Genomic DNA, 20,108 nt, shown 5'->3' on the forward strand with positions numbered 1-20,108 from the left:
CCATTCACAAAAAGCGCGGGCCATTGGAGAGAGACGATGAACACTACAAGCAAACGCATTATCGCCGCCGCCCTGACAGGCGTACTCGTTCTGCCGACAATCGCAACCGCAGAAGCAGGACCAAGAAACGGTTGGAATGACAACCGTGGCGGCCACAACCAGCATAACCGGTCGCATCGGGAGCAAAAGAACCACAAGAACCAGTGGAACAAAAACAACAAGCAGGGTCACAAAAAACACGGAAACAATGGCAATATCGGTGCTGCCGTCGCAGCTGGTGTCATCGGCCTTGCCGCTGGTGCCATCCTGCTGGGCGCGACCAGCCAACCGAGCTACGCCGCCCCCCCGCCTGTGAACTACTATCCGTCCACCCCGTATCCCGGACGAGTACACGGAGTTGTCGGATACCAGCCGTGGAGCCCTGCCTGGTACCAATACTGTTCCTCGAAATACCGGTCTTTTAATTCGTCGACCGGCACCTACACGACATATGGCGGCGAGCAACGTTTCTGCCAATAGGCTTCTAAAGCCGAATACCCCCTAGCCCGTAAACTTGCGGCAACAGGCGACAGGTTAGCACCACTGACCACCCGCTTGTTGCCGTTTTTTTTAGCCCCCGCCTAGTCAGCCATCGTTTCGATTGAGGCAAAGCTTTCGGGTGCTTCACCGGCATCGAAGGGCGTGCTGACTTCAATCACCTTGTCCGGATAAAACCCGTTGAACCGCGTTCTCAATGACAGGCTGTATGCACCGATATGACCTATCTCGATCCAGTCTCCCGTATCGACTGTTTCCGGGAGCCAGAACGGACGGGAAAGAATATCCACGCTGTCACAGGTCGCACCACAAACCTTGAACGGTACTATCTTGTCAGCCTGCCCCGACCTTGTTTTCCGGGCAGGGTCAGGGATAAACCGCGCCGGCAACGTGATCTTGCCGGTCCAGCTGTCCGACAAGGAGGCCCAGATGCCGTCGTTGATGTAAAGACGGCGGCCTTTTTTCAGAAGAACCCGGACGATCAGGGAAATCGACCTTGCAACAATGACCCGTCCTGGCTCGGCCACCAGCGGCAAATCATCAAATTGCCAATCGGTAATATCCGCCTTCAACTGCGCCATGAGCTCATCAAGTGACGGCATTTCCCGAACCTTGCGCCGCGGGTCGTGGCCATAGACAGCCGGGAAGCCACCGCCAACGTCTAACTCGACAATCGGCACCCCTGCCCGTGACCTGATCCAGTCTGCCGAAGCCAGAGCCCGTTCATAAGTTTCGGGTTCTTCAATCTGGCTGCCTACATGGAAACACAGCCCGCATTTGAAGCCGATGCGGTCGATACGCTGCAGGAGTTCGACCGCATGAGCCGGCGCCGCACCGAATTTCTTCGACAACTCATAGGCTGCGTGGCCTTTCGTAGCGATGCGTACGAACAGCGTTATTGTGGCCGGATCTATATCGAGAGCCCGCACGATCCGCAGGATCTTGGCCACCTCGTCCTCGTGATCCAGGGACAGCGTGCGGATGCCGTATTGTTCAAGGGCGAGCCGGATATCGGATTGAGCCTTGATCGGATGCATGTAGAGCATCTCGGCCTTGGGAGCGGCCTTGCGGACGGCAGCGAATTCAGCCGGAGACGCGACGTCAAAGCAATCGATGCCGGATTTTGCGATCGCGTCCAGCACGAAGGGTTCCCCGTTGGTCTTCACCGCATATGCGGTCTTCCCGGGAAAAAGGGCCTGAAACTGCCTCACGTCCTGACGCAAAACCTCGGGTCTGAAACAGTAAATCGGCTGGTCGGGCCGGAGGTCCAGTGCGGCTTCAACGGCAGTCGTATATCGTTCCATCAGGGATTCCGGCGTTTGCGGTCAGTGGATCGAATGGAACAAGCTTGCAGATGATTTGCAAGCTGCGATTGGGATCATTGGCAGATAATATATGTACAGTCCTGACCATGACAGCCTGTATCCAGATGGAAATGAGATCGATGGTTGGGATCGGCATCCGGACCGAGTACCGTCGTGAAGCGTTTGCAGGCCTTGGCATGAATTGCCTGCAGCAGCTTTCCCTTTTCGGTCTCGACTCCCCAGTCTTTTTCGACGGAAATGTCTGAGCCGTCGACGAGTTGAAACTGAGTGATATCAATGGCCATTCCCAGTGCATGTTCGGAGAGCTTACCGTCAGGCTGGTTGTTCCGCCGGCGGCACTGGTAACCCGGTCCGCTTGCCACGATAGCCACCGCACTCTCGAATTCATGCTCAACTGCGGGAAGAACGTCCTGTCTCAGCCAGCCAGTCAGAACCCTGGCAAAGTCGCACGAGATTGTCACTGGGGCGGGAAACTTTGTTACGTTCGCCCCTCTCACGACACCGGCAAGCCTGACCGGGTCCGTAATCCCGCAATCTTGATATTCGCCACCGCGGAGTGGTTCGGCCACGAGCAGCAAGGCTCCTGGAATCACACATGCTGCAAGAGGTTCTGGCACGACACCTGGAGTGTTTCCGGGATTATCCGGAACCTTTGGCTTGGCGGGTGGCGTGTCGATCCCTTCCAGAAATGGCTCTTGTTGCGCTGTAGCCAACGGCTTGGCCTCCGGAACATGTTCCCCCGCAGCAAACGCAGGAAAACCAAAGATTGTCCCTGCCAGGACGGCCCAACCAAATTGAGTGACAATTCGCATATTTCCGACGTTTCCCAACCATTCAACAGCAGGTGCGCTTGCTTGAATAACACTCAACGGCAGGCTAAGTTTCGGCAGACAACTCTTCAGGCTTCTCATGACGCTAGAATTATATTCCGCCTATATTGTTGCAACGCTGATCCTGTTGGCCATCCCCGGGCCGACAGTAATGCTTGTCGTGAGCTATGCCCTGACCCAGGGCAGGAAATCGGCTCTCGCAAGCGTGTTGGGTGTAGGATTGGGCGATGCGACCGCGGCGACAGCTTCTCTCCTCGGTCTGGGCGCAATTCTAGCGGCGTCCACCACTGCATTTGCGATACTCAAATGGATCGGGGCAATCTATCTGATCTGGCTTGGGATCAAAATGTGGCGCAGCCGGCCCACCGCACTTGGCGCGCATGAAGTGGCGGACATACCCGCCCGGAAGATCTTCTGGCATGCTTACATCGTTACCGCGCTCAACCCGAAGGGCATAGTGTTTTTCATGGCATTTCTGCCGCACTTCATCGCTGCCCAGGCCCCCGTTGTGCCGCAATTGACACTGCTGGGGATTACATTCGTGGTCCTGGGCATTTTCAATGCAGCAATTTACGCTTTTGCAGCTGCGGCGGTTGGCCGAAAGCTGCGAAGCCCGTCTCTTCTGCGGATCGTCAACAAGGTAGGGGGTGGATTTCTAATTTCCGCAGCAGCTATGACCGCTACGTTGCAACGAACGGCGGGATAGACTTCAGCTGGAGGAAGAACTTCTGCTGGATGCGAAAGGGATCTTTTTCTTCACAACCGCTTCATCCGGCTCTGCTTTTTCATCACCGATTTTAAGGCCGAACGAAGCACCCGACTGCTTCAGGACCTCGAGCGACCTCTTTGCTCCCTCTTCGCTCAGGGCGGCATATCGCTGGATGGCAGCATTCAGCTCCAAACCGCCAATACGAAGCCGCCTGGCACGCATCGTGAGGATCTCTTTATAAGCTTCTGGCGGAACTCCGTTTGCCTTGCAGAGTATGACCAGTGGCTTGTCGCTGGTACTGAACAGCAGCTGAGACACAGCCGCTGGCGGAAGTTGACTCACTTTGGCCAGCAGCATACCCAATTCTGCCGTACGGTCTGCCCGCGCAAAAAGGATCACGGCATCGCCGATTTTCGCCTTTTTGCTGACGACATCCTGGATCAGCGTGTTGGACTGCTCCCGTGCTTCCTCAAGTTTCTGGGACCGGGCTGCCACTTCAAGGGCTGCCCGCTGCGCCAGCAACTGAACAAGCGTGTTGTCTGCACCGAGAGCAGCGATACGTTCTTTCAGCTCTTCCGTCAGGAACGGCAGCAAGGCCTTGGCAGCCTCTTCAGTTAAATCCGGGCGGTGAATGAGCGTAGCCTGGATTTGTACGTTGGTCCTGGCTTTCTCGACCAGTTTCAGGAAAGAAGCATCGGAAAAGTGAGCTCCCTTGTTTTCGGTAACCTTGCTCAGAACACCTGCATCACCCCGATCGACCAACACGGATGTGACTGACTTATCGACGGAGTCTCGGCCTGCAATGACGCCGAGATGGTCCATGGACGCTGTCTTGGCTATGTCCGCCAGGTCCTCGGAAGTGAGTACGGGAGACTGTTCCAGAACGGGCTCGGCAACGACCAGCGTATCCTGTGCTAATTTGACCATCAATTCGTGCGGTGCGTCTTTTTCCGCGCACATCCTCTTGGACAGGATGATTCGGGTCTCTTCCTCCAGCTGTCCTAGAACCTTCAGGACGATATCGCCAAAAAGCAGACTGATCTGTTCATCCCGGTCATCGCCTGCACTTACAAAAAGATCCGTCAGCATGCAGATCAGGCTTTTTCGGCCTGCAGCGCTGTGATCTTTTGCCAGAACAGCAAGTTTGCTAAGATTGAACATTAACACTCCAACGCGTTGATCGCGTATGAGCGAAGATAATAGCAACAGCCTGTTAACATTAGACTACCACCCACTTCCCCGGTTATCTGCGGGTTTCTTTGCGAGCCGGGGCTTCAATAACCGTTGTGATCTCGGAGCTTTACAAATCGACAGCCAGAAAAATTTTTAACCTGTCTGAGGTCAAAAATCGCACTCCTTGCAATCGCAGGGACTGTTTTCTATCAATGCCTTAATTAACAGATCCTGAAGAAACGCAACTCAAGAGCGCATCCCGGCTTTGCATTGCAGCATCTTTTTTTCTTCGTTTCCCGGAACGGCTGCCTTAATATCGCTTCGTCAAACAGAGGTAATCGGGAGCGCACAGATGATCCTTTCACGGAACCTGAATATGATTGCCTTCCTTGCAGCCCTTGCTTTTCTGGCTGCCATTGTGGTTGGCGTTATCTGATCCAACCCGGAAATAGATAGACAAAATAAACTGATACCGGAATGTCGGCCAAAGATACTCCGCAATAAAAAGAATAAAAAAGCGTTTCCAACCTGCTGCACCAGAAGGTGCAGGCAGGATATGGAAACGAGGGATCTGTCGACCAGAGATCTCGCTCGGTTCCTATCCTGGCTAGAGTCTGCGGGCCGAAGTCAAAAAATTCACCCCACTTTTCTCAGGCGCCCTCACAATCATAGATTGAGTCCACAATGTTTCGCGGAGACTGGGCAGAATCGGACAACGGTTTTGGCTTGTTAACGCTTGACCAAAACAGTTGTCCGTTTGTTCGCTAGCGGAACGTTCTGAGACTTGAGGACAACTGGAATCGAGCTTTCAGCAGTCTGTCCGCGCTAGGTTCAACTGTCATGCTGCCAGCTCACGCGTTTGCGCCAACGCAGCCTCCTGTTTGGTCGGATCCATCATCAGCTGATCAGCGGCAATGACAGTGACATCATTTATGCCGACAAATCCGAGCATATGTTTCAGGTAGTTGATGGCAAAGTCGATTTCCGAGCCCACTTTGGTCCCTCCGGACGCGACCGCCAGATAAGCTTTCTTGCTTTCAAGAAGGCCAACCGGCCCATTCTCCGTATATCTGAACGTCTCCCTCGCCCGCGCAATCAGATCGACCCAGGCTTTTAGAGCTGCAGGGATCGAAAAGTTATAGACGGGCACGCCAATCACGATCGTGTCCGCAGCCTTCAGCTCTGCAACAAGTGTGTCGGACAGAGCCAGCTTCAGCCTTTGCTCCGTTGTTCGCTCCGCAGGATCGGTGAAGTTTGCACCAACCCACTCTTCGTCCAGAAAAGGCAGCCCCTGCGAAACGTCACGGACCAGAACTTTCGCAGTCGGAGAGCTGTTCAGGAGCTGTGTTGCAATGGCACCTGTCAACTCGCGCGTTACGGAACCGGACTTTCTGGCCGAAGCATCAATTTGTAGGATTACGGGCTTACTCACTGGTATCTCCAATCAATGGCAACCGTTTCCGGTCGTTTTGTACGTGAATTGGAGATAGTCGCGCCAAATGCAGGATACTAGCTCTGTTTTAGTGAACAGTGTGTAGTCCCCCGACTGCGTTTTCTCTTACCGCCCTGCTGTGGCCTGACGAATACGCGGATAGATCTGATCACCACGGCAAGAAAAGTTGGCTTTCAAAAGTGCCATAGAAACTGACTGGAACCTGGGAACTAAATCACAGCGGCCCAGAAATCAGACTGGGGAATATTTCTATCTCCAACCTCTCCACCCGGCGAAGCGGACCTACGAAATCAGTTTTAGAAGGGCCGAGATCTCCAGAGGCCGGTCGCTCACCATCATATCCCGGGATCTCACTCAAGGTTCCCATATGACACCAGAAAAAATCTTGTAGAGACCGGCCAATGCAAAGGCTCCAATTACGGTATTTGTGAATTTCACCTTGACGCTGGAGGTTCCTTTTCGGAGGTCGCGCAGGAAATGCATGTCCTTCTGTGCTTCGAGTGGGTGTTCAGTGTCGACACCCAATGCCCGAAGGACTTCCCACGCCCCTTCCCGTCCGCCTTCTTTACCGCCCAACCGGGCGATTTCTCGCATCTCGTCTTCAGTCACGACTCCTCCTTGGCAAAACCGGTGTTGATTTCATCATACCAACCCGCGCAACGCAGCACGCGGGCATTCGCCCGCCCCAAGGCTCGATCACTTCGCAGCAGCGCCACGTCCAGTGGTTCGCCTATCCGGGCACCAGAACGCTCTTCTTTCCGGCAATCGGCCGGATAGTTCGGCAGTGTCTTTTCCGCATCGAGACGGCCGACCTGTTCCGCCGCCGCCTTCAAACGTCCGTCAACGGTTCCGCAGGCGCTCAGCAAGGTCAGGCTTAACAACACAGTTGTCTTCAACGGTCGAGACATAGTGCTCAAGCTCCTGTTCGGCGGCCTCCGCTTCGGCGAGGGCCTTTTCGATTTCGGTGTGCAAATGGCGCCGGGCCGTATCGGCAATCGCTTGCCGGTGTTCAAGCAGTTCCAACTGCTTCTGTGCTGCGACCAGTTCGACGTGCCTTACGTAGCCTTCCCGTGCAGCCTTTACTGCATTGGCTCTGTCAATCTTGTGCCAGACAAAAAAGCCGCCCGAAACGGCGGCCAGAATCATCAGGGTTTTGAGGGTTCGGTTCCGGAGCACAGCTCCCAACATCAAGGCTATCATCCCCGCGCACCTTCACGACAAAGCTCATGCTCCGCCGCGCGGCGGTTCACCAGCCCCCGGATCTTGCGTCCGCCAGCCTTGTTGAACCACGTCGCCGCATCACAGCCCCCCTCGACATCCCCCCTGTTCAGCCGTCTCACAGCGGTGGATCGGCAGAAAGCCCCGACACCGATATTATAGGTCAGGCTGACAAACGCGACATAGGAACGGGCAGGAATGGTATCCGGCCTCTTCAGGCATTTCCGCATCCCGGCTTCGTGTTTCTTGAGCGAAGCCAGCAGCATGGCATCGCATTCGGTCTTTGTGTGTCGGTCTCCAAGCTTGACGCCGAGGGTCTCGCCATAACAAATTGTGGGCACCCCGACGACATCGCGATAAGCAGTCAGTCGCAGGCCTTCCCAGGCCCCGACCAGAGCGATAGCGGCCGCACCAAGGGCGCCCGCTAGACGAGTATTACGTCCCATCTTCCATGTCCTTCTGTGCAAGTATCCGCGCGACGAACGCGCCCGCTGTTGCAAGCGCAGACAGCGCAGCCATTCTCCCGGGTGAAATGAAATCACCCAGGAACGGCAGCGCCACCTCGGCGCTGGAGAACAACGCCGCAAACACAATCAGACGAACGCTCCACGCCCGTTTCAGGACCCGGCGCCAGTCGGGAACGATTGTCATTAAGTTTCTTTCAAGCAAAAACCGCCTAACAACGGGATAAATAGTTCAAATTGTCAGAAACATCAGATTTGCATAGATTCTCGCCAGAGATCGTCTACTTGCTCGGGACTAAATCCGAGAGCCGCAAATAAATTAAGTATGAGTGGGTGCAAACGCTCTAATTCTGTTGCATATTCCCATTCTATTTTGGCCTTATCCCTCAGTATATCGTCTTCGAGAGATTCAATTACGCTATCTATTTGAGCCAATGTGCAGCCATACTGGATCAACCCTAAACGGAGTTGCCGAGCAGAGAGAGTGTGCATTTCTTTTCGAAATTCCTCAATTGTTGGGGGCTTCCAGTCCGGTATGACACCACCAGAATTGCGCCATAATTGAGCTTGCACTCGAATATTTTGTGCGTTCGAAGATACATCTTCCGGTCGAAGTCCATAGTGCATAATCTCGCTTGGGCCGCGATCAAGTCTACCCTCAATTAAAGCAATCCCAGTAATTACGCTCATATCGAACTCATCATGATCTGTTTCGGGACTCGGTAAAAATCCTAGAAACTTTTTTATGTCTATAATCGACATATTTAACTCTCCTTAAGCTACTCGTTGGCAAACATAAAATCGGTTTGAACTATTAACCTCGATACGACCTCGAGCTCGCCACGTGCCGGAGAGTGCAGAGCCGCCACTTACGCCATAAAAGAGAGTGTTTGCAGTTCTCGCTGGAACACTTGAATTTATCGTGTAATTCGAACCGCCGCCTGAGACATCAATAACATGACCAATAGGAAAAATTGTAGAACTCGAAGATGAGGTGTCAGACACTCCAGAAACTTTCCAAAATGAACCGCTGTTATCCTCAAATCGAAAGTGGTTCACACTGTCATCCCATTGCAACGACCTCCAAGTATTGCTGTTGTCATCGTAAAAATAAGCGTTGCTGTCACTGCCTCCGTTTTTGCCGACGTAGCAGCTCCCCTGTACCGTAAGATTTCCCGTTACGGTGTAGGTTCCAGCCATGGTGTCGCTTGCATCGGAGCGCACGAACTGTGTGCTGTTCAGCCCGTCCAGCGTTCCGGCGTCGTAGCTGGTTGAACCCACCGGACCCTGTGCACCCTGCGGTCCGGTTGCCCCAGTAGCGCCAGTATCACCCTTGGCTGACAACAGCCCCCAGTCATCGGGAGACGTGCTTGGGTTCTGCCCGACGTTTACCGTCAGCGAAATATAGGCCGAGCCGTTGTAGGTAACAGTTTCATCGGAATTGTAAGTCTCGCCGGAGGACCACATTCCCCGGTATATAAGGCCAGGGTCTCCCTGCAGCCCCTGCGGACCTTGAGCTCCCGTCGGACCTTGAGCACCGGTGTCGCCTTTCGCCCCCTGGATCCCTTCCGGACCCTGAATCCCCTGCGGGCCTTCAGGTCCCTGGATGCCTTGCTGCCCTTGCAGGCCACGTTCGCCCTTCGAGGAAACGATATCCCATTGAGTAGCGGCATCTTCCGGGAGGACATTCGTATGGGCCTCAACACAAATGTAATATGATCCGTCATGGGAGACGGTATCGCCCACGTCGTAGCTTTGTGAACTTGCCCAGTTCCCCCGATGGACGATCCCTACCGGCCCGGCCGGCCCTTGAATGCCTTGCGTGCCCTGCAACCCTTGAGGCCCACGGCCGAAGGGAACACCCTCCGACCAGGCAGCTATATCGTTGGAAAGTTTGAAATAAACCGTTCCCGTCTCGACGTCGAGAAATGAAAAATTGGCCGGTTCCGCATTGTAAGCGCTCCTGTCTGCAGTGAGACCGGAAGCGTCCGGATCAAAGGACTTACCCACAGGACCTTCCGGGCCTTGAGTGCCTTGTATGCCGATCGGTCCTTGCGACCCCGTCGGCCCTGTCGGTCCTTCCGGTCCTCGCGGACCTTCCGGTCCCTGCAGTCCGGTCGGCCCTCTCGGACCTTCATAGCCGAGGGGACCACGCTCCCCCTGTGGTCCCTGCGGGCCCTCCGGTCCTTGGGCACCGGCCGGTCCTGTCGGCCCCTGGTCGCCAACCGGTCCCTTGGGTCCCTGAGCTCCTGGCAGCGAAGCTATTTCCAGCACCTGCTGAAGGGTCGGCAAGTCGCCATTGTCTGCCGCTTCGATCCCGTTGGTCACGCGCCTTCCCAGAAGATCGAAGCCGCCGTTGTTTTCCATCAGTGCCCGGGTCGCCACGGACTGCATGTTGATCGCAGTGCGGTCCATCGCCCGCTCCATGACGGTTGGGTCAATTTCCCCGCCTGCCAGGCTGTAGGGCTGGTCAAACCCGCTGACCAGCAAGACTGTCAATTGTTCTCCTGTCTGCAACGCCGCGGCGTCGAAGAAAACGGTACCGGTCGAAAAATTCCCACCAGAATAGGACCAGTTGCCTGGGCTTTGCTGGTAAATCCAGATCGTCGTTTCACCTTCCGTGGAAGTGTGAATGACCTGCAGGTTGGTTTGATCGACAAACTGGAACGGCAAGTCGACACGATTGGTCACGCCATCGCCTTGGATCTGGGCGCGGCCGTCTGTTAAGGCTGCTACTGTCATGAATTTTCCTTCGTAATTGCAGCAGCATCAATTGCCGCGTGCAAGAGAATCTATTGGTGGCCGGAGCATCCGGCGTTCGCCTGAAGGCTGAGAAATTCTGCAAAATATTGAAATGAAAAGAGTACCCATTCCCAGATCAACCCGCATGAGAACGGCTTGACGTAAAGGACGATGGGCCTCAACCAACTCTTGAATCGGAAGCCGCCTTATCAGCGGCGAGCCAGTGGAGGCCGAATTGGTTTGCAAAGGAGTCTGGAAACGACAGAAAAAGAAAAGCTATCACCGCAGATCGATCAGGGTGCATTGAGTAAAATATCAAATATGTATCGGTCGAGCGCCCCCACTTGAAGAACTGGCACCAGCTTCACAAGCTGAAAGGTATGTCTTCCAGAGAATTTTCCGTCCGGCAGAGCACGGACCGTGTACTTCGATACTCCCGCGAAGATGAGCTTTTTTCTTTCAGTCAGCCCATAAAATCGGGTGCTAACCTAATCGTCCACGATTTCATGGGCGGAAGCACTTACGATTTTCCCGTCGGCGGACCACGCGATCAAGGCCAGGTTGTCATACTCGAAAGGGGTCTCGATCACCCCGTTATCGTATTCTACACTGACACCAATCTCATATGGTTCCTCACCCATATGCGCGACAAGTTCCGCTTCGGACATTCCGATCAGATTTTCGTTTTTGTAACCGAAATAGTCTTCACACTGGATGGACTCAATCTTTCCGTTTTCGGTGGAGATCGTTTTGTTCGGGCCGCCGACCTCGTAGGTTGCCCAGCCCGAAGCATCGCCCCCTTCCGGCACCAGGAGCTTCAGATCAAGATCCGTCTGATTGTCATCAATGGATACTCCGAATTTAAGGGGCCCCACTCCGACACCTGGCGTCCAGTTCCAGTTTTGGTCGCTCATTTTCTGCCCTTTCCTCTCTGACTATGAGCTTCTCCCGCTTTGGCTCGGTGTCCCGCTTGAGAAATTCTCTTGATCTTTTCTTTCAGCTTTTTCTTCTCACGCCGTGTTTTCGCATCCGAAAGCCTTGCACCCAGTTCTTCAATCTGTGGCGTTGATTTTTGAATCCGTCTTCCGCCATCACCATGGTTGTCGTTTTTGCCGCTATTGGAAGCTTTTTTGCCTCCTCCCGTTCCATCTTTTTTGCTCAGAAGAACCGATGCAGTCGAAACCGGGTTCATCAGGTCCGACATCAGGCGGACATAGGGATAGGTGGCTAAACCCATTTGATCAGGAGAAAGTCCACCATAAAATCCGCTCGGCTCATCCGGATTGAGACGGCCTATGACAGGTGCACCGACGGACTTGCCGAAATCGCTGATACTCCCCGCAAGCTTGATCTCGTCCCCCCGCCTGCTTTGCCGGCGATTTTGCTCGACGAAGTCAATTCCGTTTAAAAATCCGTCACCGGGAATTTCAACATTGCCGTAAACCGAGGTTCCAAGCCGACCCAGAATTCCTGTGGTATCGACTTGTCTCAACCTGCCGCCGGATAGCTCTCTTTCAAACTCCTGTGCAAGATCAACGCGTCGTTCGGGATCATTGGTCCTTGCCAGTTTTACGGCAGCTTCCTGGGCATTCATCCCGTCCAGGTCGGTGAGCAATCGCCATTTTGTTACGGACTCCTCAAGACCTTCCGCATGCTCGATATCCTGCAAAGCATTCGGGTTGATCGCGAATATCTGCGTCAGATTTTCGTAAGCACTGCCAACTTCCTCAGGATCGTTGCTCTCCAAGTTCCTTTTGAGCGAATTCACATATGGTTCAGGCAACACACCCTTGGCCTGCAGAATCCCTCGCGCAAGTACATTGCGATCTGTTTCACCGTCATCGAGATAGGTAAAGGCTCGATCCACGAGAGAACCTTGGTCCACGCCCAGTTCTTCTCCTGTCTCCGAGAATAACACCCGATTAACTGCATCAATGTTCACTTTTTGTTCCAAAATAGCATGGTTCAGCCGGTTGATCAACTGCACCTTCTGAAACGGTTCGAGAACTGAATTGGTCTCGATTTCTTTCGGGTCGAATTGCCCATGTGCCTTGGCAATCCTGTCGGCGATGCGTTCTGATTCAGCCAACGCCGTCGTAATCGTTTTTTTCACCGCGTTGTCATGCAGCCGCTTCAGGAAAACGTCCGACAGCTCCCTGAGCCGGATTGGCGCCTCACCGGACCTAGAGATCCCCGACACCTCTTCTTCGATCTGAAGCTCATCGTCGCTGGCAGCGGGCAGTTCTCGTCGTCTCAGTTCGCTTTCAAGAACAGCAACCTGTTCCTTTGGCGGACGGGCCTCCACCCAGGCGCCGGTAAGGCGCTCGTCCAGTTCGCGGAGCGCATCTTCTTTCTCGCCCGGCGGCAAGGGCATCGCTGCCAGAACCGCTTCCCCTTCCTTGAAAGCGTCTTCAAGCAAATCCGGATTTTCCCGGACATCGGAAGCAAGCTGCACCGAAACATCCAGACTTCCCTGTCGGAAATAGGCCCTGTTTGCAGCATTTTCTTCAGCGGCAAAACCGCTGACATACCCTGCCCGCCTTGTCTCGAATTCTCGATTGAAGCTGGTATGCACGCTTTCCGGCAGCGTTTTGAGAGCCTCTTCGCGTCCCTTTTCCAGATGGGCGAGCATGGCTTCGGTGTATCCGGCACCTCCCGGGCGAAGCGTCTGCAGCTCCTCCGCCTGCCTGGCCTGCAGAGAGGCACCCAACTGCCGTTGAGCCTTGACCTGCTCAAGGTCGTCTATCTGCTGCTGGCGCTTCTGCGCGAGCTGCGCCAACCGGCCGGCCTGTCCCGCAGATCGCTGGATCTGCCCGCCCAGCGCCTCGATGGCATTTCCGACTGCCTTGTCGGCAATTACCTGCGGTCGGCGCACGCCCGGAAGCCCCTGCATACCGCTGTATTTTTCTAATCTTGCCATATTATGAGAACCGTCCGTCGTCGGCTGAATTTTAACTGCTGCTGTAGATGGCGTTGCCGAGTGTGGTTGCGGCACCGGTAGCGCCACCCAGGATCGCGCCTGCGGCACCGATGCTGCCGGCCCTGCGCTGGGATTTCGCCCGCTCTCTCGCGGCGGCGGATTCAAATGTCAGATTGCTTCGCTCACCCTCAGCCCTGTAACGGATCACCTCAATATCTTGAGCAGCTTCGTAAGCATTGTCGTCCGCGACATCCGTGAGCGAGCCGGTTTCCGACAAGCCGCGTTCAGCTCCTGCGGCCCGGTTGTTGCCCAGCACACGGTCCAGGCGCTCAAGCGTTCGTTTCCGTTCGAAAGATGCCTGCGTCTGGTTGACCTCCTTCTGACGATCCGTCAGCTGAGCGCGGCGTTCCTCCGCCTTTGCCTCGGCTTCCGCCTGCTGGCTGATGCCCTTGGCTTGAACGACGCCGCCGGCCAGGGACCCCACGACGGAAACTGCCGTTAAAATTGCTGGATGACACATGGTTCAAGGCTCCGCGTCTCGGCCGAAATTGATGGCCAGGATGGTGCAGGGTTTGCCGCCGCCGGCTTCAAGCGTCAGTTGCCCCCCGTCTTCCCATCGGGTTTCGATTGTTTGATCGAGCACGCCCGTGCGCAGCGGTGCCGGCTGCCCCACAGGATCGCCTGCCCGATAATAGATCAGCTCGTCCAGATAGGTTTCGTCGGAGCCCGCTTTCAACGTCCCGGTTTCCAGAACTGCGACATTGCAACTGTCGATCCGCATTTTTCGGCCCATGGCCGATCCGTCCTGGGCATTGACCGGAAAAGGCAGCGTTTTGGCTCTCGCCTTTACATCCAGTCCGATCAGGATCTTTTGCGCGGTCTGCCCGTTGGGCAGTCTCGCCTCGCCGTCGGACACGCGCGCGCGATAATCCGTCCCGTCCGCGTAGAGAACAACATCCTCTCCTTCCAGATAGTCCAGGCCGGTAATCGTGTTCGCGGGGGGACCTTCATAACGGCTGGCACAGTCCAGATGCCAGGCATCTTCGATAGCGCCTGCCGAAAAGGGCCGCTGCATGATCTCGATATAGCGCTTCGTCTGACCGTTGATGGTCCGCTTGACGATCATCCAGACTTCATCCGCCCCGGCTCCGGCCAGATCGGCCATGCATTCCACCATGCCGCCAAAGTCATGACGCTGCATGCCGTAAACCTGCTGCTGCCGCTCGTAGGTAAAGCCGATTGCATGTCCCTGCATATCCCAGGCCCAGATGATGCTGTCGGGATATTGCTGATAGCAGGCTCCGGAAATACGCTCACGAAAGAGATGCGACTGCACCTCGCTCACCGATTGCGAAACCCTGCCATCCGCTCCGAAATCGTAAGCCATTTCCCGCATATCGGTCGCATACGGGCCAAAATAGAGCAGAACTGAACCGACCTTGATTGGGCTGACATTGTTGGCCCCGAAATTGGTTTCCGGTCGCTGATCGACATTCTCCGGCCCGTATGGATCCTGGTCGGTCGCCTTGCCAACGGCCCGTACAGCTCTTGTGGTACCAACGATAAGGTCACTGTCGTCAATGAGCCACTGAATGCGGTTCACTTGCCCGGACAATATGCCGGCGGTCACTGCGTCCGATGCATCCAGAACGTGGGAAACAGAAAAATTGGTGAAGTCCTCCGTCTGGCTTTCCCATATTTTCTGTGGCTCATGCTGGGTTCCGGCAAAGGCAAGACGGCTTTTGTGCCAGCCGACGGTTTCCGGCCAGCCGGTGGTTTCGGACCATGCTCCAAGTCGCCAGATACTCTGGGCCTTTATATCCTGAAGCGACTGTCCGAAAAGCTGGACCTTCACCACGGTGGAAGATGTCCGGCTGGTGATCTTGAACCAGCGCCAGAATCCGTCGGACCCGCGAAAACGCACATGTCTGCCGACGTCAGAGGTCTTGAACCCGGCTCCACCGTTAATGCCTGCCGTGCTCGATGCAGTCAGGTTGAACGGCGCCTGATCTTCTCCCGCCTGGTGGTAGACAATCTGTCCGATCGCCGAATTGTCCGAACTGGAGCCACCACCCTGAGTGAAGCTCAGCCTGTAATAGGAAAAGGCGGTTTCGTTGTGAAAGGCATATTGCCGCCATTCGTTCGAAGCCCATGTGTCCTGCCCGTCCTGGGTATCCAGAATAGTCCAGCTCGATCCGTTGTTCGACGCCTCGATGTTCCATTGCCAGGGCATGTCGTCGTTCTGGCTGTTGTCATCGGGCGCTTGCAGCATGTAGCCGTCGATCACCACCGCGCCTGGAAAGTGATACTGCACCCAGCCGTTCCCGCTGCCGGACAGAACAGTTTTACCTTCCGAACGGTTGAACACCTGCCATGCGCTTGCGCTGCCGTTGGAGGCCGAAACAGTTCCGCTCGGCGCCGAGTTGGAAGACATGTCAGGGACCGGGTTCCCGGTGCCCGAAGGCTTCAGATTGGTCGGCGAAATGTTGACCTCCAGAAAGGGGCCGTCCTTGAAGGACATCGGTGCCATCGCCCATGAAGTCTCACCCAGGCGCTGCAGAGCCTGCGGCGGCACACCGCCACCTGTGATGAACAGCGTGTCGGTGGACTGCACGAACTTCAACTCCGGCAACACTGTCTTGCTGTAGGGTGTCGCCACCTCCACGGTGCCGACACGGCCCGAACGGGTATAAACCCGGAAGAAATAGTCTCCGAACTCCAGCATGTAGTACTGGCCGTTGCCGAACTCGAACGGTATCAGCCAGCCGCTGTCCGCACTGTTCTTGAGCTCCGCAATGAACCTGGTTCCACCCCGCCGGCGCAGCCCGCCGCGCTTGAGCGTGATGAAATTCCGGCACTCCGCGAGAGACGAGCGGAAAAGTTCGAGATCCGAACGGTAAATCAACTCGGGGTCCAGTTCGCCCCGGCTGAACGTTGCTTGAAGGTGATAGCTCATCGGTCTGTGATTATTTCCAGGTCAATCATGGGCAGGGACGTGCCTTGCATGGCGTCGAAGGTTCCAGCTTGGTCGAAGGTCTCCCGCGCCGCCTGACGCAGGACCTCTGCCCGACTGTTCTTGCCGGTGATCGCATGAGCGCAGCCCGCTGCCAGGAACAGCGAGAAGCCGTGCACAAACAGAGGAGCAAACTCGGCCTCGCGGATCACCCGCCGGATATGACGAAGCGGAAATGGCGGTGGCTGATCGGTCATGATCCGCTGTCCGACCACTTCAAACTCGATGATGCTGCCTCCTGCCTCACCATTCACGGTCTGTTGTGGTATGCGCAAGCTGTCGGATGGCTTCCTGTACTGATAGGTCCAGCGGAAGGGAGGCCTGTCCGTCTCCGCCGGCAGGTTCACAAGTTCCGTAGCGAAGTCCCAGTCATGCATGGCGAGGTACGCATCCCGGTGGGCGGCGTAATGATTACGGAACCAGCGGGAGGCGACGGAGGAAAAATCAAAATCGCGGATCGGCGCCTCTTTCAAATGCGCAAGCGCAAGATTTGCCATCTCGACGGATGTGTTGACCGTACCGGACATGTAAACGCTTTCTATTTTTTTAAATCAGGCTGCCGCATTTCCGGCAAATTGGGCCTCGTAGGCTGTGAGTGCCTCAACGGCTTCATTTTTGTTGGCCGTCGTAACACCGGCATAGTGAGCCGCCATCGCCTGTTGCGTCTTCCAGTGCTCCTTGCGCCAGCCGTTGGGGAGCGCTTTGGGTGGCATTGGCGAGGCGGATGTCTTGCGTTTGCGGTTCCAGTCGGCGGAAAGCGCATCACGCAGGTCCGCGCGTCTTTCTTCCGGGCTGCTTCTCCCGTCACCGCAACGCGCCTGGAAATCCGACTCGTGATTTTCTTCAAGCGTCTGCAGATGCTTCAGGCGCCGCATGATGATTTCGTCCATTTCAAACCCCTTCCCGCAAAGAAAAAGGGCGGCCGAAGCCACCCCTGAAAATTCGATACCTCGCAGCAGGAATTAGATATTCACCTTCAGGCAGGCGAATTTCACATTCTTGCGGGTGTACTTCCGGTCCCAGTTCGCCGCATTGCGCAGTTCCGCCAGCGACGCGCCCTGGGATTTGGCAAGGGAGCTGGCCAGGAAATCCATGCCGGCCGGGTGGATCAGTTCAAAACGCCGCGTGGTCAGATAGTCAGCGCCACCGCCGTCGCCGATGTCCGGATCGCGGGTGATTTCCGTACCTTCATTGCCGTAGATCGTCTGCCGGTTCGGGACTTCGTCAAAATGCATGAAAGCGCCCGGAGCAAAAAGGAAGCAGGAATATTCATCGGAATTCGCACCCGCAGTCACGGGCATCATTTCGGAATGAACAACCATCATGCCCGCATAATAGGGCACCTCGAAAGGAGCCTCGGAGGGCTTCTTGAACTCGATCTTTTCATCATCCAGAAGCGTACCGTAAACGAAGCTGTGCATGGCGATAACACGCAGATCGTCGAGGTTCTCACCCATCGTCAGCCGGGCCCGGTTGATCGCCTGGTAGCTGATCCGGTTGGCCCCCGTGGGTGACCCCACATCGGAATAGATCGAATACACCATGTCGCCACCATCATTGGCCACATTGTCCGCGATCACGCCTTCGGCGGTGGCAATGATCCGCTCTTCCTTGCGCCGGCCCCAATAGGCGCCAATCCGTTCGGCAACCCGGTTCATGGCGCTGTCGCCCCTGCCCGTCGCGGCATAACTCGCCACGGTCTTGGCACCGTATTTCTTGGCAAGACGATGCTTGTAGGCCTTCATGTCGCTGGCGGTGATCTTGCTGGTGGTGATCTTGTTGTCGCTGTCGTCCATCACCGTCGGTTCGGCATCGTCCAGATCTTCCCAGTAGGGCACCTCGATCTGGTTGCCGCCGGTCTTGAAGCGCTTGGCGATCTCCGGTGCCGGCGCCGCCAGGATGCCGGATTTTTCCAGCATGACCAGCTTTGCCGGCTTGTTCTCCGCCATGTAAGGCGTAAAGACACGCGGCACGACGATGTCAGAAATTGCAGAAGTCATGGATTTTCCTTGAGTTGAAGTTGTTATGAGAATTTCCGGCCGCACCGGGAAAGACGGGTGGCGTACAAGGCCCACCGCGGTTTGCACTGGAATTGAGTGCAGGAATGCTGCTGCTGCCGTATTCCGGCCGGACACAGCGCAATCAGGAACCGGGAAACCCCGTTCCAATCTGTATGGATTGCGTGTCAGCAGCTTCAGCTCTCTTGTCCGGAGCCATGCGCCGGATGAAAGCAAAACCCCGGCGCAAGGCCGGGGTGCACGGGAAGCAACGGTAAACTGAAAACCACGGAAACCGTTCTCGAGCGTGTTATGTCTAGGCGGGTGGCCGGGTTCAGGAAGACGCCAAAGGCAGAATTTGCATTGCAAATGCGTGCGGCGGCCTCCTCAATTTAATTCAGGCGACATGCTCTTGAGCTTTCAAAGCCCGAACATCCTCGGATCGCGGCCTGCCGATACAATCAGTTGCTCCGCAAGCGCTGGAGTACGTTTCAATAATGCGGCCAGCAATTTGAGGTCCGGCTTCCTGATATCGAACGGATTGGCGCTTTTGCGGGGATCATGCTCGAGAGAAGTTCGGTCGCCCGGTAGGTCTCGTTTTGACAAGTCCTTGAGAAATTCTCTTTGCTCTGGCATGAAAACGGGTGGCCTGTCGCTCCCGTAAAGTCTCTCCCAGCTCGGATGAAACCCGGAAACGCGCTCACCAGAATAATAATCCGTCTACATTTACAGAACCATCAAAGGGTGCTTTCCCAAGTGCTTTACCGACTTGCTTTCTCGCTTGATTGATAAGGAAATTTCCGAACATCTTTTACCTCAAATTGCATTCCAGGTTCACGACCTGGTCAATAGGCACAACGCCCGAAACAAAAGACTCCGGCACCACCACCCCAACGACTTTTCCGAAAACGGCCTCTTTATTTATGAGGTACCGAAATATTTCGCGCTCGCTTTGAAAAGTTAAAGCGGAACGGTCGAAACTGGTGACAACAAGCAGTCCCCGCCGCTCATCGAATTTCGTGATGGCTTGCTTGTTTGTGTTCACCTTCTCAAGTGGACAAAAGCTTTTCAGAATATAACAACCACCTTGATCGCAATATGCGGGAAATTCACCGCTAACCCCTACGTATTCAACATTCTCAGCGACCACAAATCCCAATTTTCTCTGTTGGCCAGAACTCGTAAAAAGAATGAAATCACCACTGCGACCCGAGTCTGCCTTTTCACTGACAACAATATTTCCAGGCTTCAGAACCGGTCGCAGTCCATTCGATTCAATCCGGTTCGTCTCCGGAGCAACTGGCAGCACGACGAAAAGCAGGTGAAATACAGAAAACAAGACAACGGACAAACAAACCTTCGACCGGGTTAGGGAAACATCAGAAGATGTACTCCACAAACGATAAATGGAGTGAATAAAAAATAAAAATATAACAGAAAGCAAAAATATTACAGAAAAATCAATATAATATCTTCCAAAGAACAAATCATTCTGGCCGAAAAATAACAGAAGTATTGCAACTCCAGAAATTATAAAATTGGTTTTACTCTCGTTCAGAAAAATAACATTGGCTAGATACGGGAACCCGGTGTTAAGAATTGTAAAAAATATACGCTTCGCTATCATCTGGTCACTCCAATCATCGAACGCACTATCCCGTTCAAACCGCTCACCGCCTCGACGGAAGTTTTCCGCCCTTGCGATACGCCTGCTGTCAGGCTTCCTT

The 20,108-nt window shown here is 55.0% G+C and carries 21 protein-coding genes; 2 read left to right on the forward strand and 19 right to left on the reverse strand.

Annotated elements, in window-relative coordinates:
• Nucleotides 1-36 precede the first annotated feature (36 nt).
• A complete protein-coding gene (locus Q1B40_RS18385) occupies nucleotides 37-519 on the forward strand; it encodes a BA14K family protein (protein WP_299817471.1) in 483 nt (160 codons plus the stop codon).
• Nucleotides 520-620: 101 nt separating this feature from the next.
• Here Q1B40_RS18385 and Q1B40_RS18390 read toward each other — a convergent pair whose 3' ends face one another.
• Both Q1B40_RS18390 and Q1B40_RS18395 read right to left on the reverse strand, forming a co-directional pair.
• On the reverse strand, nucleotides 621-1,841 hold the full coding sequence (locus tag Q1B40_RS18390) for an alanine racemase (RefSeq protein WP_299817473.1): 1,221 nt from the start codon (nucleotides 1,839-1,841) through the stop codon (nucleotides 621-623).
• Nucleotides 1,842-1,915: 74 nt separating this feature from the next.
• Complete coding sequence (locus tag Q1B40_RS18395) at nucleotides 1,916-2,773, reverse strand: extensin family protein (RefSeq protein WP_299817475.1); 858 nt, start codon at nucleotides 2,771-2,773, stop codon at nucleotides 1,916-1,918.
• On the opposite strand from Q1B40_RS18395, the gene Q1B40_RS18400 reads away from it, so the two are divergent.
• Nucleotides 2,772-3,398, forward strand: coding sequence for a LysE family translocator (locus tag Q1B40_RS18400; protein WP_299817477.1), 627 nt, complete (start codon nucleotides 2,772-2,774; stop codon nucleotides 3,396-3,398). The genes Q1B40_RS18395 and Q1B40_RS18400 overlap by 2 nt on opposite strands.
• A 3-nt stretch (nucleotides 3,399-3,401) precedes the next feature.
• Here Q1B40_RS18400 and Q1B40_RS18405 read toward each other — a convergent pair whose 3' ends face one another.
• From Q1B40_RS18405 to Q1B40_RS18485, 17 genes are all read right to left on the reverse strand, one after another.
• Nucleotides 3,402-4,562 carry a DUF2336 domain-containing protein gene (locus tag Q1B40_RS18405; protein WP_299817479.1) on the reverse strand — a complete coding sequence of 387 codons (1,161 nt, stop codon included), beginning with the start codon at nucleotides 4,560-4,562 and terminating at the stop codon, nucleotides 3,402-3,404.
• A gap of 850 nt (nucleotides 4,563-5,412) precedes the next feature.
• Complete coding sequence (locus Q1B40_RS18410) at nucleotides 5,413-6,006, reverse strand: NAD(P)H-dependent oxidoreductase (protein ID WP_299817481.1); 594 nt, start codon at nucleotides 6,004-6,006, stop codon at nucleotides 5,413-5,415.
• Between the two features lie 375 nt (nucleotides 6,007-6,381).
• On the reverse strand, nucleotides 6,382-6,636 hold the full coding sequence (locus tag Q1B40_RS18415) for a hypothetical protein (RefSeq protein WP_299817483.1): 255 nt from the start codon (nucleotides 6,634-6,636) through the stop codon (nucleotides 6,382-6,384).
• Nucleotides 6,633-6,908 carry a hypothetical protein gene (locus Q1B40_RS18420; RefSeq protein WP_299817485.1) on the reverse strand — a complete coding sequence of 92 codons (276 nt, stop codon included), beginning with the start codon at nucleotides 6,906-6,908 and terminating at the stop codon, nucleotides 6,633-6,635. The genes Q1B40_RS18415 and Q1B40_RS18420 overlap by 4 nt, the downstream gene beginning before the upstream one ends.
• Nucleotides 6,868-7,227, reverse strand: coding sequence for a hypothetical protein (locus Q1B40_RS18425; protein ID WP_299817487.1), 360 nt, complete (start codon nucleotides 7,225-7,227; stop codon nucleotides 6,868-6,870). Before Q1B40_RS18425 ends, Q1B40_RS18420 begins: the two co-directional genes overlap by 41 nt.
• Entirely contained in the window at nucleotides 7,224-7,691 is a 468-nt protein-coding gene (locus Q1B40_RS18430) for a lysozyme (RefSeq protein ID WP_299817489.1), read from the reverse strand. The genes Q1B40_RS18425 and Q1B40_RS18430 overlap by 4 nt, the downstream gene beginning before the upstream one ends.
• On the reverse strand, nucleotides 7,681-7,896 hold the full coding sequence (locus Q1B40_RS18435; RefSeq protein ID WP_299817491.1) for a hypothetical protein: 216 nt from the start codon (nucleotides 7,894-7,896) through the stop codon (nucleotides 7,681-7,683). The genes Q1B40_RS18430 and Q1B40_RS18435 overlap by 11 nt, the downstream gene beginning before the upstream one ends.
• Before the next feature lie 62 nt (nucleotides 7,897-7,958).
• Complete coding sequence (locus tag Q1B40_RS18440) at nucleotides 7,959-8,471, reverse strand: F-BAR domain-containing protein (protein ID WP_299817493.1); 513 nt, start codon at nucleotides 8,469-8,471, stop codon at nucleotides 7,959-7,961.
• Nucleotides 8,472-8,483: 12 nt separating this feature from the next.
• The gene (locus tag Q1B40_RS18445) at nucleotides 8,484-10,451 is read right to left on the reverse strand and encodes a carbohydrate-binding protein (RefSeq protein WP_299817495.1); all 1,968 of its coding nucleotides are present in this window, start codon (nucleotides 10,449-10,451) and stop codon (nucleotides 8,484-8,486) included.
• Between the two features lie 488 nt (nucleotides 10,452-10,939).
• The gene (locus tag Q1B40_RS18450; RefSeq protein ID WP_299817497.1) at nucleotides 10,940-11,365 is read right to left on the reverse strand and encodes a hypothetical protein; all 426 of its coding nucleotides are present in this window, start codon (nucleotides 11,363-11,365) and stop codon (nucleotides 10,940-10,942) included.
• Entirely contained in the window at nucleotides 11,362-13,371 is a 2,010-nt protein-coding gene (locus tag Q1B40_RS18455; protein ID WP_299817499.1) for a hypothetical protein, read from the reverse strand. The genes Q1B40_RS18450 and Q1B40_RS18455 overlap by 4 nt, the downstream gene beginning before the upstream one ends.
• A gap of 31 nt (nucleotides 13,372-13,402) precedes the next feature.
• Entirely contained in the window at nucleotides 13,403-13,855 is a 453-nt protein-coding gene (locus Q1B40_RS18460) for a hypothetical protein (protein WP_299817501.1), read from the reverse strand.
• A gap of 39 nt (nucleotides 13,856-13,894) precedes the next feature.
• On the reverse strand, nucleotides 13,895-16,327 hold the full coding sequence (locus Q1B40_RS18465; protein WP_299817503.1) for a hypothetical protein: 2,433 nt from the start codon (nucleotides 16,325-16,327) through the stop codon (nucleotides 13,895-13,897).
• Complete coding sequence (locus tag Q1B40_RS18470; protein WP_299817505.1) at nucleotides 16,324-16,911, reverse strand: hypothetical protein; 588 nt, start codon at nucleotides 16,909-16,911, stop codon at nucleotides 16,324-16,326. Before Q1B40_RS18470 ends, Q1B40_RS18465 begins: the two co-directional genes overlap by 4 nt.
• Nucleotides 16,912-16,935: 24 nt before the next feature.
• The gene (locus Q1B40_RS18475) at nucleotides 16,936-17,274 is read right to left on the reverse strand and encodes a hypothetical protein (protein WP_299817507.1); all 339 of its coding nucleotides are present in this window, start codon (nucleotides 17,272-17,274) and stop codon (nucleotides 16,936-16,938) included.
• A gap of 72 nt (nucleotides 17,275-17,346) precedes the next feature.
• Nucleotides 17,347-18,384, reverse strand: a complete 1,038-nt coding sequence (locus tag Q1B40_RS18480) for a hypothetical protein (protein ID WP_299817509.1) — start codon at nucleotides 18,382-18,384, stop codon at nucleotides 17,347-17,349.
• An 808-nt stretch (nucleotides 18,385-19,192) separates the two neighbouring features.
• Complete coding sequence (locus Q1B40_RS18485) at nucleotides 19,193-20,008, reverse strand: hypothetical protein (RefSeq protein ID WP_299817511.1); 816 nt, start codon at nucleotides 20,006-20,008, stop codon at nucleotides 19,193-19,195.
• Nucleotides 20,009-20,108 lie beyond the last annotated feature (100 nt).

It is taken from the genome of uncultured Roseibium sp., from assembly GCF_947496995.1.
Taxonomy (GTDB): domain Bacteria; phylum Pseudomonadota; class Alphaproteobacteria; order Rhizobiales; family Stappiaceae; genus Roseibium.